Source organism: Mycolicibacterium arseniciresistens (genome assembly GCF_030519285.1).
In the GTDB taxonomy this organism is placed as follows: Bacteria; Actinomycetota; Actinomycetes; order Mycobacteriales; family Mycobacteriaceae; genus Mycobacterium; species Mycobacterium arseniciresistens.
This window is the reverse complement of the sequence record NZ_JAUMSQ010000116.1, coordinates 1-12433: the sequence shown is the minus strand read 5'-3', so window position 1 is coordinate 12433 and position 12433 is coordinate 1. Positions and strand designations below refer to the sequence as shown.

The window sequence follows — 12433 nt, the reverse complement described above, 5'->3', positions numbered from 1 at the left end:
GGCCTCGGTCGCGGGCGCGGGCGCCACGACGGGCGCGGTCGGTACGGCGGCCTCCTGCTCGGCGCCACCGCGCTGCTTGCCCATCGCCTTGCTCGCGTTCCAGTACGCCTGGGCGTGAACCTCGGATTTGGGAAACCCGAACTCCTTCAGGCGGTTCCGCACGTGCTTGAGGGTGTTGGCCTCGGGGGTCGCCCACGCGTACCAGTTCGACCAGTCACGGACCTCGAGTGCCTCGGCCAGGGACTTCTCGTCGCGGCGGGCCACCCAGTGCACGCGCAGCCGCGGGTGCTCGGTGATCGGGATCAGCGGGTCGTTCTCGTCGTGCTGCTCGAGGTAGAGCTCGACGGGCACCTCGGCGTCGATCGCGCCGATGATGCCGTTGATGCCGGGGATCGAGGCCGCGTCACCGATCAGGAGGTAGCCCGCGGGCGGTTCCTCGGGCAGGTCGAACCGGGTCGACCCCATCAGCGCCATCACCTCGATGGTGGCGCCGGGCTGGACGGTCTTGGCCCACGTCGACGCCGGACCGGCCGGTTCGTGCAGCACCACGTCGACGGCGAAACGGCCGGACTCTGCGTCGGCCTCCGACAGCGTGTATCCGCGCTGGAACTCCGAATCGGACCCGTCGGGGTCGGGGAACCAGAACCGCAGCCACGCGGCGGGCTCGGGCACCACGTCTTCGAAGACGGTCGGCGACTGCATGCGGATCCGCACGAAGTGGGGTGCGATCGGTTCGGTCTCGATCACCGTCGCGGTGTGGTCCCGCGCGCCGAACCCCTTCATCATGGCGCCCTGGAATCCGCGTGCCATCAGGTGTCCTCTCCCGCGGCACTTCGCCACGCCATCGTCTGCCGAACATTCGGGTGGGCGGAGTCCGGACCGGGCGTGTCCACACCAGCCGGTTCGCGCAAAGCTATCACCACAAACTAAGGGTCCCCTAACCGGCCGTCAACATGTCCGTCGGCAAATGCGGATAATGAGAATGCCGCCGGTGCCGATAGGGACAATGGGTGGGCAGCCGGGGGCGTGAACAGTTCGGACGGAAGATGACCCGGGTATGACGGCGTCGAGGCGAGTGGTCCCCGCGGACCATTACTACTGGCTGACGGCGATTCTCGCCGCGCGGGGCGCCCAGGTGCGCACGTGCCGCGTCATCGCGGGGTCCGTGATCGTCGCCGGGGCGTTGCCGCTGATCCTGACCACCAGCTCGATCGGACCGCAGACGGCCCGCGACCGGACGATCGCCGCCGCCGTCGCGGTGATCTGCCTGGTCGTCGGGCTGCTGTGGCTGCGCCGCCGCTGGCCCAGCCGCAGTCAGTCGGCGGCCAGCGTCGTGATCGGCACGGTGGCGGTCACCGCGGGATGTCTGATCCAGCCGGTTCCACTGCTGGGGCTGCTCGGGGCGACGTGCTTCGCGATCATCACCGCGTACGTCGCCTTCTTCCATTCGCTGCGACTGCTCGCCGTGGTGTGGGTGGGCGTCGCCGCCACGCTGCTGACGCTCGGCCTGCGGATGACCGGCGACGCCACGTTGGCGGTGGTCGGAGCAGTGCTGGTGACGACGGTCAACGTGGTGGTGATCTACACCTGCCGGACCGCCAGCCGGCTGATCGTCACCGACATCGACCAGGCAGAGATCGAGCCGCTCACCGGCCTGCTGAACCGCGAGGCCTTCGGACTGCGGGCCGCCACGCTGCTGGCGTCGCGCAGCCGCGACGACGACCGCTATTTCGTGATGGTCGTCGTCAGCATCGACAGCTTCTCGCTGCGCGTCGACGTCGGCGGTGAGCACGTCGGCAACCAGGTGCGGGTGGCGGTCGGCCAGACGATGCGGGAGAACGTCCGGCAGAACGCCGTGATCGCCCACGTGCTGACCGGGGAGGCCGACGCCGAGTTCCTGATCGCCGACACGTTCACCACCGCCGACGCGTCTCCGCTGGTGGAGCGGCTGCGCGGAGCGGTCGCCACCACCCCGTCAGGGCTGACGGCGAGCATCGGGGTGGTCAGCACGCCGCTGCGACCGCTCACCCTGCATCCACCCGACGAGGTGCTCGACGAGGTGATCGGCATCGCGACTGCGGCCATGCTCGAGGCGCGCGTCGCCGGCGGCAATCAGGCCCGTTATGTGCGCAACCCGCCGCTGCGTGTGCTGGGCGGGCCGAACGCGTTCGACTGAGCCGGCCCGCTCAGATGGTGTCCTCGCACATCAGCGCCGCGTTGATCCGCCGGCAGTTCTCCGCCATCGCCGCGGTCTGCGGCCGCGAGAGCTGCTGCAGGTAGTGCGCGCGGATCGCCTCGCCGTAGGTCAGCATCGCCTCCTCGAGCAGGGCGCTGCCCTTCTCGGTGATGGTGGCCAGCACGCTGCGGCCGTCCTTCTCGCTCGGCATCCGCTTGGCCAGGCCCTTGTCCTCGAGCCGGCCGACCTGGCGGCTGATCCGACTGGCCGACACCACGAGTGCATCGGCGAGGTCCCCCATCCTCGCCGAGCCGGTGTCGGACTTGTGCAGCCGCTGCAGCAGCCGCACGTCGGACAACCCCACCTGGTGCGCGTCGGACAGCACCCGGTTGAGCCGGGCCGTCAGCCGCAGCGACGCGTCGAGGAAGTTCTGCCACGACCGCAGCTCCCCGATGTCGAGTCCCGGAACCTCGCTGGCGGTGCGCCCGCCGATGGTGCGCTGTTCCAGCGGCCGCGGCCCCCCCAACTGCCCGATCAGACTCGGGCGGTGCTCCCCGGTTACCCGCCGCTCCTCCGTCTGCTGGATCATGCTGTCCCCTCCCCCTTCGTGACGCGATTGTCTATTCGCCGCGCCGCACGTGTCCCTTGTCGCCAAGTCTTGACGTGCACCGGGGGTGAAGGAATCGGGGGTTTCCCTAACGTTGGCACCCGCACCCTGTGACGCCTGCGACAGCAGGTGCCTGCGCGGCCCGGATCGGCCCTTCTGCGGCCGGGTGCCGGCGAGCGCGCGCATCGCGTCGCACAGGTACCCCGCAGGCGCGGGTGCAGCGCATTCAGGCGTTCCCGCCACTCCGGGGGCCGGGTCAGGCCCTCGGCCGGTCGCCGGCGAGTCGCCCGCCCCCTGCCCGGGCGTCTTCGACGCCGACATCAGCGCACAGCAACGCCGGCGTACGTAGCTCTCGTGGACCCCTGGCGACCTGGACGCCGGAAGTTGCCGCGGCGAGAGGGGCAGGACTCGTATGCTGTGCGAGTGCTCAACAGCCCCCGTTCAAGCGTGCCGCGATGAAGGTGCAACCGGCCGCGTTCCTGCGCACCACGCTGCCGCTCGGGCTCGACCAACTCGGCGCGTACGACTCCGGCCGGTACCACTCCATCTGGATTCCCGACCACATGGTCAGCTTCTGGCCGGACGCGATCTGGACACCGGAGTTCACCGACCTGGCGACCGCCTCACCCTCGCCACACCAGAACCTCGACGCCATGGCCGTCGCTGCGGCGGCGGCCGTGCTCACCGAGCGCACCCCGCTGGCCACCAGCGTCGTCGACACGGTGCGCAGGCACCCCGCACTGCTCGCGCAGACGGCGCTCACCCTCGATCACCTGTCGAACGGCCGCTTCATCCTCGGCCTCGGATCCGGTGAACTGGAGAACATCGTCCCCTACGGCTTCGACTTCGCCCGGCCCGTCAGCCGTCTCGAGGAGTCGATCCGGGTGATCCGGCTGCTGTGGGACAGCGAGGGCCCGGTCGACTTCCAGGGCGAGTTCTACCGCCTCGACCACGCCCGCCTCGACACCGCGCACGTCGACGGCCGCTGCCCGCCGCTGTGGATCGGCGCCGCCGGGCCCCGCATGCTCGAACTCACCGGCACCCACGCCGACGGCTGGTGGCCGATGGGCGCCTACACCCCGCAGGACTACGCCGCCAAGCTCGCCGCCGTGCGGGCGGCCGCCGACCGCGCCGGCCGCGACCCGATGGCGATCGTGCCCGCGCTGACGCAGATCTGCCTGATCGGCGACGACGACGAGATCGCCGAGATGCTGCGCGCGCCGCTGGTGAAGTCGATCCTGCTGCTGCTGACCGCGGCCGACCTCCGGGCCTTCGGGCACCGGCATCCGATGGGCGAGAACTGGCGCGGCGTCCAGGATTTCGACCCGGTGAAGCTGTCCCGGGAGAACATCCTGCGGTTCTGCGACGAGGTGGACACCCAGGCCATCCGCGACATCTTCCCGTGTGGCACCCCGAGCCAGGTCGCGCACCGGCTCAAGGACTTCGCCGACGCAGGCATGCGGGTGTTCAAGCTGATGGAGTACGGCGCCATGGCCGGGCTTGCCTACGGCGCCGCATCGGCGGCCAAGGTCCGCGAGACCGAGGACCTGCTGCTCGCGCTGCTCGACGATCCCGCAGCCGCCCCGGCACCGATCACGTTGTCGCGCAACGCACTCGACGCCAACCAGATACTCGACGCCGCTCGCCGGGACACCGGTCTCACCGACTGGGGCGACGACACCCTGCCTGCCCGGTTCGCCGTGGCGGTCGACCACCTCAACACCGCGGGCCTCGACGACGCCGGGCGGCGGCAGGCCGCCGACGTGTGCCGATGGCTGCTGACGTCCCGGCTGGAGTTCTTCGAAGACCGCCGCCGTCACCCGATCGGCGACGAGGTGATCGACCGACCGCTGTTCGTCACCGGCGAACCGCGCTCCGGCACCACGCTGATGCACGCGTTGATGTCGGTCGATCCCGACGCCCGCGCGCTGCGGTTCTGGGAGGTGATGTACCCGTCGCCGCCACCGGGGCTCGCCGGCCCCGACGACCCCCGCCGGGCCCGCGCCGACGACGACTGGCGGGAGATCAACGCCAAGCTGCCCAAGTGGCTGCACAGCCATCCGTACAACGACATGCTCGGCGACGGACTGCCCGAGGACGAGCGGACGTGGGCGTTCGACTTCCGGGTGATGACGCCGACGGCGTGGTGGCGGGTGCCGATGAAGACGCTCGCGGCCGGCCTGCCGACCGACGCGGGAGCGCAGTACCGCATCCACCGCGCCATGCTGCAGCAGTTGCAGTACGGCAGGCCGCCGAAGCAGTGGGTGTGCAAGGGTTTCCACGGATTCCGGCTGGCGGAGTTCTTCGACGCCTACCCCGACGCCCGGCTGGTCTGGCTGCACCGCGATCCGGTGCAGGTGGCGGCGTCGCGCACGATGATGATGGCCGACATCGCCGACGGGCTCGTCGGCCCCGTCGACCTCGCCGCGGAGGCGAAGTTCCACCTGGAGATGACGCGGGCCAGCATCGCCAACACCATGTCCAACCCGCTCGCCGCCGATCCGCGCATCCACCACGTCCGCTACGTGGACTTCGTCGCCGACCCCATCGCCACCGTCCGCGGCTGCTACGGGTTCGCCGGCCGCGAGCTCACCGCCGGCGCCGAGACGGCGATGCGCGATTATCTGGCCACCAACAAGGGCGACCGGCACGGCAAGTTCCGTTACTCCACCGACGTGCTCACCGACATCGGCGAGGACCTCAACGCGCTGCACGAGGAGTTCCGCCCGTTCCGGGAACGATTCGGCGTCCCCATCGAAAAGCGTTCCTAGCCGTGCATTCCCGCGTCTGCCTGCATCAGGTGGCGTTCCTCGGCCTGCCGACCGAGGTGTTCGTCGAGCACTGCCGGTCCCTGGAAATCCAGCACATGACACTGGTCAGCCAGGCGTTCCCGCTACCCGATGAGGCGTGGCGCGCGCTGCGCCGCGGCGGGCCGCGGGTCGCCGCGGTCAACCACGTCTTCGCCGTCCACCCCGACATCGAACGCGACACCGGCGAGGCGGGCCGGCGGCTGCTCGAGGTCGTCGACACCGCCGCGGAGCTCGGCGCCGAGCGGCTGTACCTGCTCACCGGCGGCCGCGGCGGGCTGACGTGGGAGCAGGCCGCGGACCGTTTCGCCGATCTGCTGGGCCAGGGCCGGGAGGCCGCCGAGGCCGCGGGGGTGCGACTGCTGGCGGAGAACGCCTCGCCGTTCAACGCCGACATCCACATGGCGCACACGCTGTCCGACGCGATCACCCTGGCCGAGCGCGCGGGCATCGGCGTGTGTGTCGACCTGCACGCCTGCTGGATGGAGGCCGGCCTGCGCGGGCTCATCGAGCGCGCGGCACCGCACACCGGCCTGGTCCAGGTCAGCGACTACGTGCTCGGCGACCGCACCGCGCCGTGCCGGGCGGTGCCCGGCGACGGGACGATCGACCTGCCGCGGATTCTCGGCGACGTGCTGGCGACCGGCTACGGCGGGGTCTTCGACATCGAACTGGTGGGGCCGCGCATCGAGGCCGAGGGCGCCGCGCCTGCCACCGCGCGTGCGGCGCACCACCTGTCCGAACTGTTGACGCGCCTGGGAGCCTGAACAGCGTGGCCTTTCGCGACGGACCCGCCGACGACGCACTCGACGAGGCGTGGCGCGACTTCTGCGACCGGCTGAAAGACGCCGGGGCGCAAGCGTTCAAGGACGCCAACCCCGGCACATCGGTGCAGCGGGCCGACGCCTTCCGCTTCCTCACCCAGAACCTCGGGCAGGCCTTCGACCTGGCGCTGGAGACCCGCGACCCGGCGTATCCGCAGCTGCACCCGTTCTGCACGCCGACCCGCAAGCTCGGCGGCGACGTCGCCGACTTCACCTACCGGCAGGCCTGGATCGACGGCGCGCACACCTACCGGCTCACCGGCACCCGCGGCACCGCGCGGTGGCTGAACATCACCGTGCAGGGACCGCGACCGCAGACCATCCCCGGCACCGACTGGCCGTCGCTGCACGAACCCTTCGGCGACATCCCCGAGGCGAACCTGTTCGGCCACCAGATCGTCACCGACGCCGACGGCCGTTTCGAGGTGTACGTCGGCGGGCCGCAGCGCCCGCACAACTGGCTGCCCACCACCGCGGGCAGCCGGAAGCTGTTCGTGCGGGAGGCTTTCGACGCCTGGTACGAGACACCGACGACGCTGACGATCGAACGGGTGGGCATGACCGGGCCCCCGGCGCCGCCGTCGGCCGACCGGATGACCGAGGCGTTCGGCTGGGCCGCCGACTTCCTCACCGGCGCGATGCGCGACTGGCCCGAGCATTCGTGGCGGTACTCCGGCGGCGTGTGTGACCCATTGCAGCTCAACCAGTTTCCGGCGGACAGGTCCGCGGACTCCGACGCCGACGCCAAGCGCGGCCGGATGGCGGCGCACATGGTGTGGCGGCTGGCGCCCGACGAGGCGCTGATCGTCGAGATGGCCGCCCACAACGGATTCTGGGTGTTCGGGATGGCCGGCGTGTTCGGCTCGAGCATGGACTTCCTGCACCGGCCGGTCAGCTACACCCCGGCCCGGACGGCAGTCGACGACGACGGGGTGGTGCGGCTGGTGCTGTCTCACGACGATCCGCTGGTGCACAACTGGCTTGACACGCAGGGCTTCTCGGACGGCAACCTGACCTACCGCAACCTGGCGAGCCGGAACGCCGCGGTGTTCCGCACCCGGGTGGTGCCGCGCGCCGGCCTGCTCGACGCGCTGCCGCCCGGCACCGCGATGGTGACGCCGGCGCAGCGCACCGCCCAGATGCAGGACCGCTACCGCAGCGTCAAGCTGCGCTACGGCATCTGAGGGTCAGACGGGCAGCGTGGTGTTCGTCTCCTGCTCGGCGAACTCGAACACCCGCTTGGCCGCGGCGTAGTCACAGGCGGCCTCACTGCGGCCGATCAGGACGGGCCCGCCCGTCAGGCCCATCCGACCGGCCACTCCGACATAACTGCCCGGCGGGATGGGCTCGCTGATGCAGTAGAGCGTCGGCGCTGCGCCGGCGTCGATGTCGTTGGCCAGCCGGTCGGCCACCCCCTTGACCACCTTGTGCGCCACCGCCATCAGCGGCTTGTCCGACACCTGGGAGATGTTCGACGCCACCCAGCCCGGATCGGTCAGCTGGCTGACCACGGGCGACTTCGCCGCCCGCAACCGGCGGTCCAGTTCCAGGCCCCACAGCATCACGGCCATCTTCGACCGGGCATAGGCCCCCATCACGGTCCACTTGTTGGTGCGAAGGTGCATGTCGTCGAGGCGCAGGGTCGCGTTGCGGTGCGCATTCGACCCGACGGTGATGATCTGCGACGTCACCCGGTCGAACAGCAGGTTCGTCAGGGCGAACGGTCCGAGCAGATTGGTGCCGATGGTTCCCTCGAAGCCGTCGACGGTGTCGGTCCGGGTCTGGGTGAGCGCTCCGGCGTTGTTGATCAGGATGTCGATCTCGCCGTCGAGGTCCGCGCAGAACGCCCGCACCGACGACTGGTCGGCGAGGTCGATTTTGCGGACCTCGGTGGAGCCGCCGATCTCCGCGGCGCGCTGGGCGCCGAGTTCGGTATTGCGGACCGCCATGATGACGTGCGCTCCGGCCGCGGCCAGCGCGTGTGCGGTGCCCAGGCCCACCCCGTTGGTGGCCCCGGTGACGACGATGCGTTTGCCGGTCAGGTTGCCGAGTCGGCTCGGCGCCCACGGTGTGGTCACGGTGTGAGGGTAGCCCGGTGTGGGCACCGCGCCGGACCGGCCCCGGCCGTTGACACCGCTGTTCACGGCTGGTTAATTGACTAGAGCCAGTAGTACGGCTGGCCATGACGGCCTCCGCGGCCGGATTGCGGGGTCGCCCTTGCGCCAGAACGCCATTCGCGCATCGTTGACGACGCGGCATTCCGCATGACCGACAGCGCACGCGAAATCGAGAACCTGATCTACTCCTATGCCGAGCGGATCGACGCCGGCGATCTCGGCGCGGTCGCCGACCTGTTCGCGCACGGGCGGATCTGCGGTGTGGAGAACGGCCCGCCGGAGACGGTCTTCGAGGGCACGACCCGGGTGCGGCAGATGTACGACATGGCGACCCGGCTCTACGAGGACGGCACCCCCAAGACCCATCACCACACCACCAACGTGCGGATCGAGGTCGACGAGTCCGCGGGCAACGCGTCGGCCCGGTCGTACTACCTCGTCACGCAGGCCACACCCGACCTGCCGCTGCAGGTGATCGTCACCGGGCGCTATCACGACACGTTCCACCGGGTCGACGGGCGCTGGTGGTTCGACTCCCGCACCATGTTCGTCGACCAGGCCGGCGACATGAGTCACCACCTCAAGTGGTGACCGGCACGGCGCAGGCCGCCGCCTTCGACGTCACGGCGGTGATGTCCGCCGCGCAGCAGAAGGAGGGTCTCGAGGACTGGGGGCCGGTGCCCTTCTGCGAGCCGCTGGCCGTCCTGCTCGACGACTACGCGGGCGCCGACCTCAACGAGATCGGCGTGCACATCCTGCGCTCGGGCATCGTGCACAGCCTGCGGATGCGGCTGCGCGCCCAGGAGTGGATCCGCAGGCACCCCGGGATCCTCGACGAGGTGATCGCCGCGCCGATCGTGGTGGTCGGCATGATGCGCAGCGGCACCACGCTGATGCAGCGGCTGCTGGCCGCCGATCCGCGCCTGCACTGCGCCTACGGCTGGGAGGTGGTCGAGGTGGCGCCCCGCCTCGACCACGACTGGTCGGGACCCGACTACAGGATCGCCGTCAGCGAGGCCAGGGAGGCCAGGACGCGCGAGCTCGCGCCGGAGCTGTTCGCCATCCACCCGATGTACGCGCGGGAACCGGAGGAGGAGATCGTCTTCCTGTCCGACGCGTTCCTGTCCCACGTGCCCGAGTCCGGTGCGCACGTGCCGCGGTACCGGTCGTGGATCGACACGCAGGACTTCACGCCCGCGTACGCGTACCTGCACCGCATGCTGCAGTTCCTGCAGTGGCAGAAGCGTCGTGCCGGGATCACCGCCCTGCGCTGGGTGCTGAAGTCGCCTGCCCACCTCGGCTACCTCGACGCTCTGCGTGCGCTGTTCCCCGATCTGCACGTGGTGCACATGCACCGCGACCCCCGGGAGACCGTCGCCTCGGGCGCCGGCCTCAACGCGACGCTGCACGCGATGCACGCCGACACCGTGGACCGGCACCGCGTCGGAGCGCAGTGGCTGCAGCGGATGGGCTGGACCACCGACCGGGCCATGACCGTGCGCGCGCAGTGGCCCGCCGCACGCGTCACCGACATCGCCTACGCCGACGCGGTCGACGACCCGATCGCAGCGGTCGCCCTGGTGTACGACGCCATCGGCCTGCCCCTGACCGCCGAGGCCGAGGCGGCCATGCGCCGGTGGCTCGTCGACCGGCCGCGCGCTCCGCAGCGTCCGCCGTACTCGCTGCAGGACTACGGGCTCACCGAGGCCCAGATCGACGACCGCTTCGCGGCGTACAACTCACGCTTCCGACACCCGAGGACCTGATGACTGACCACCCCGTCGCGACCGCGGCGCAGCACGAGCACGAACTGGCCGCCCTCGAGTTGACCGCGCACCCGACCGTGCGGGCCGCCTACAGCTCGGTCGCCGAGAACTGGCTGGCCCGCGCGAAGCCGTCGACCGCCATGCGGGAGCGCTTCGACGCCGCGTTCGCCGAGGTGATGTTCTCCGCGGCGGTGTGGTCGTCCAACCAGGACCCGCTGCGGCCCAAGGTCACCTGCATCACCCGGCTGGCGCACCCGGTGGCGGGCCGCGCCATCCCCGGAACACGCTGGGGCATCGACAATCCCGACAGCGTGTACCGGGTGATCCCGATCAGCGGCGACGAACGCTACGAGATCCGCGGCCGCGTCGGCGAACACCGGATGACCGAGAACTACTTCACGCTGTGGGACGCGAACATGGGCACCGTGGACGTGCTCAACGGCCGCACCATGGAGGTGGAGTCCGACGGGTCGTTCACCATCACCGTGGACTCCGAACCCGCGAACGGCAGGCCCAACCACGTGCGCTCCACGCCGGAGGCGCACGAGTTCTACATCCGCGACGTGCTGCTCGACTGGGGCCGCGACGACCCGAACCACCTCACCGTCGAGCGCCTCGGCGGGCCGCCCGCGGGGTCGGCCCGCACCCTCGACGAACAGGCCGAGGCCACCGCGGCGATGATGGCGCACTTCGCGAACTTCACCGGCAAGCTCAGCCACGGTGTGTACAAGATGCCGGCCAACCACTTCGACCTGGCATGGTCGGCGGACCGGGCCGGCGCCATGCGCAACCAGGTGTACGTGATGGGCCGGTTCGACCTGCGACCCGACGAGGCGTTCGTGGTGGACGTCGACGACGGCGGCGCCGAGTACTTCACCGTGCCGTTGAGCAACATCTGGGGCACCACCCTCGAGATCGTGGACCGCACCGGCAGTCTCAACAAGGCGCAGTCGCATCCGGGCGAGGGCGGTGGCTACACCTACGTCATCTCCGCGACCGATCCGGGCACCCGCAACTGGATCGACACCGACGGCCTGAACGAGGGCATCCTGACGCTGCGGATGGCCGAGTTCGGGCCGGACGGCCCGCGCGAGGATCTCGGTGCCCGCGGCCGGGTGGTCAAGCTCGACGATCTGGACGCCGAGGTGCCCGGACTCGATCGGGTGACACCGGAGGAACGCGCCGGGGAACTGGCGGCACGGCGGGCGGCGTATCTGCGGCGCCTTCCGGAAGGGACGGTCTGACGTGGCGCGCTGGCTCATCACGGGATGCTCGACCGGCATCGGACGCGAGATCGCCCGTGTCGCATTGGAGAACGGGCACAGCGTGGTGGTGACGGCGCGGCGCGCCGAGGCCGTCGCGGACTTCGCCGGCACCTTCGGTGACCGCGCCGTGCCGGTCGCCCTCGACGTGACGGACAAAGGTCAGATCGCCGCCGCGGTGGCCGCCGCCGACGACGCGTTCGGCGGAGTCGACGTGCTGGTGAACAACGCCGGCTACGGCTACATGTCCGCGGTGGAGGAGGGTGACGACGCCGAGGTGCGGAAGCTGTTCGACACCAACTACTTCGGCGCTGTCGACATGATCAAGGCGGTGCTGCCGCAGATGCGGGCCCGCCGCGGCGGCCACATCGTCAACATCTCGTCGATGACCGGGCTGGTGGCCAACCCTCCCAACGCGTACTACTCGTCGACCAAGTTCGCCCTCGAGGCGCTCACCGAGGCGCTGGCCGCCGAGGTCAAGCCACTGGGCATCAAAGTGTGCGCCGTCGAGCCGGGCGCCTTCCGCACCGACTGGGCGGCCCGGTCGATGAAGGAGTCCGCCACTCCGGTCGACGATTACGCCGAACACGTCGGCGCACGCAAGACGCTGATCAAACAGTTCGCCAACGACCTGCCCGGCGACCCGCGCAAGGTCGCCGAGGCGGTGCTGATGCTCACCACCCTCGACGATCCGCCGCTGCGGCTGCTGCTCGGCCGCGACGTGCTCAAGGCCACCCGCGACAAGCTGGCCGCCATGTCGGCCTCGATCGAGGAGTGGAAGCCGGTCACCAAGGACGTGAACTTCCCCAGCCCGGACAACCATGTCTGAGCAGACGCTCGACGGCCGGGTGGCGCTGGTCACCGGGGCGGCGCG

At 70.5% G+C, this 12433-nt stretch carries 11 protein-coding genes and 1 pseudogene; 9 read left to right on the top strand and 3 right to left on the bottom strand.

Going from position 1 to position 12433, the window contains the following annotated elements; genetic code table 11:
* Positions 1 to 810: siderophore-interacting protein (locus Q2100_RS16135; RefSeq protein ID WP_302914898.1), on the bottom strand; the 810-nt coding region annotated here is incomplete at its 3' end.
* A gap of 247 nt (positions 811 to 1057) precedes the next feature.
* Here Q2100_RS16135 and Q2100_RS16130 point away from each other — a divergent pair.
* Positions 1058 to 2176: a GGDEF domain-containing protein gene (locus Q2100_RS16130; protein WP_302914897.1), complete on the top strand. Its 1119-nt coding sequence runs from the start codon at positions 1058 to 1060 to the stop codon at positions 2174 to 2176.
* A 10-nt stretch (positions 2177 to 2186) separates the two neighbouring features.
* On the opposite strand, the gene Q2100_RS16125 is transcribed toward Q2100_RS16130, so the two are convergent.
* The gene (locus Q2100_RS16125) at positions 2187 to 2765 is read right to left on the bottom strand and encodes a MarR family winged helix-turn-helix transcriptional regulator (protein ID WP_302914896.1); all 579 of its coding nucleotides are present in this window, start codon (positions 2763 to 2765) and stop codon (positions 2187 to 2189) included.
* A 473-nt stretch (positions 2766 to 3238) separates the two neighbouring features.
* On the opposite strand from Q2100_RS16125, the pseudogene Q2100_RS16120 reads away from it, so the two are divergent.
* The 4 genes and pseudogenes from Q2100_RS16120 to Q2100_RS16105 form a co-directional block, all read left to right on the top strand.
* Positions 3239 to 4354 (top strand): annotated as a pseudogene (locus tag Q2100_RS16120) (LLM class flavin-dependent oxidoreductase); the annotation flags it as partial.
* A 27-nt stretch (positions 4355 to 4381) separates the two neighbouring features.
* On the top strand, positions 4382 to 5554 hold the full coding sequence (locus Q2100_RS16115) for a sulfotransferase family protein (RefSeq protein ID WP_302914899.1): 1173 nt from the start codon (positions 4382 to 4384) through the stop codon (positions 5552 to 5554).
* 2 nt (positions 5555 to 5556) lie between these two features.
* Complete coding sequence (locus Q2100_RS16110) at positions 5557 to 6357, top strand: sugar phosphate isomerase/epimerase family protein (protein ID WP_302914895.1); 801 nt, start codon at positions 5557 to 5559, stop codon at positions 6355 to 6357.
* Between the two features lie 5 nt (positions 6358 to 6362).
* Positions 6363 to 7598 (top strand): DUF1214 domain-containing protein, encoded by a 1236-nt coding sequence (locus Q2100_RS16105; RefSeq protein WP_302914894.1) that lies wholly within the window; start codon positions 6363 to 6365, stop codon positions 7596 to 7598.
* A gap of 3 nt (positions 7599 to 7601) precedes the next feature.
* Here the strand turns inward: Q2100_RS16105 and Q2100_RS16100 are convergent, their stop codons facing one another.
* Positions 7602 to 8492: an SDR family NAD(P)-dependent oxidoreductase gene (locus tag Q2100_RS16100; protein ID WP_302914893.1), complete on the bottom strand. Its 891-nt coding sequence runs from the start codon at positions 8490 to 8492 to the stop codon at positions 7602 to 7604.
* A gap of 186 nt (positions 8493 to 8678) precedes the next feature.
* Here Q2100_RS16100 and Q2100_RS16095 point away from each other — a divergent pair, with 186 nt between their 5' ends.
* The 4 genes from Q2100_RS16095 to Q2100_RS16080 are packed head-to-tail and all read left to right on the top strand — an operon-like array spanning position 8679 to position 12388.
* Complete coding sequence (locus tag Q2100_RS16095) at positions 8679 to 9122, top strand: nuclear transport factor 2 family protein (RefSeq protein ID WP_264014960.1); 444 nt, start codon at positions 8679 to 8681, stop codon at positions 9120 to 9122.
* Positions 9123 to 9163: 41 nt separating this feature from the next.
* Positions 9164 to 10297: a sulfotransferase family protein gene (locus tag Q2100_RS16090; protein ID WP_328518127.1), complete on the top strand. Its 1134-nt coding sequence runs from the start codon at positions 9164 to 9166 to the stop codon at positions 10295 to 10297.
* A complete protein-coding gene (locus tag Q2100_RS16085) occupies positions 10297 to 11541 on the top strand; it encodes a hypothetical protein (RefSeq protein ID WP_302914891.1) in 1245 nt (414 codons plus the stop codon). Before Q2100_RS16090 ends, Q2100_RS16085 begins: the two co-directional genes overlap by 1 nt.
* 1 nt (position 11542) lies before the next feature.
* Entirely contained in the window at positions 11543 to 12388 is an 846-nt protein-coding gene (locus Q2100_RS16080; protein ID WP_302914890.1) for an oxidoreductase, read from the top strand.
* Positions 12389 to 12433 lie beyond the last annotated feature (45 nt).

Excerpts from the sequence above, each read along its gene's own strand:
- Q2100_RS16090 (WP_328518127.1), top strand. The coding sequence starts at position 9,164 with ATGTCCGCCGCGCAGCAGAAGGAGGGTCTCGAGGACTGGGGGCCGGTG.
- Q2100_RS16125 (WP_302914896.1), bottom strand. The coding sequence starts at position 2,765 with ATGATCCAGCAGACGGAGGAGCGGCGGGTAACCGGGGAGCACCGCCCG.
- Q2100_RS16130 (WP_302914897.1), top strand. The coding sequence starts at position 1,058 with ATGACGGCGTCGAGGCGAGTGGTCCCCGCGGACCATTACTACTGGCTG.
- Q2100_RS16095 (WP_264014960.1), top strand. The coding sequence starts at position 8,679 with ATGACCGACAGCGCACGCGAAATCGAGAACCTGATCTACTCCTATGCC.
- Q2100_RS16085 (WP_302914891.1), top strand. The coding sequence starts at position 10,297 with ATGACTGACCACCCCGTCGCGACCGCGGCGCAGCACGAGCACGAACTG.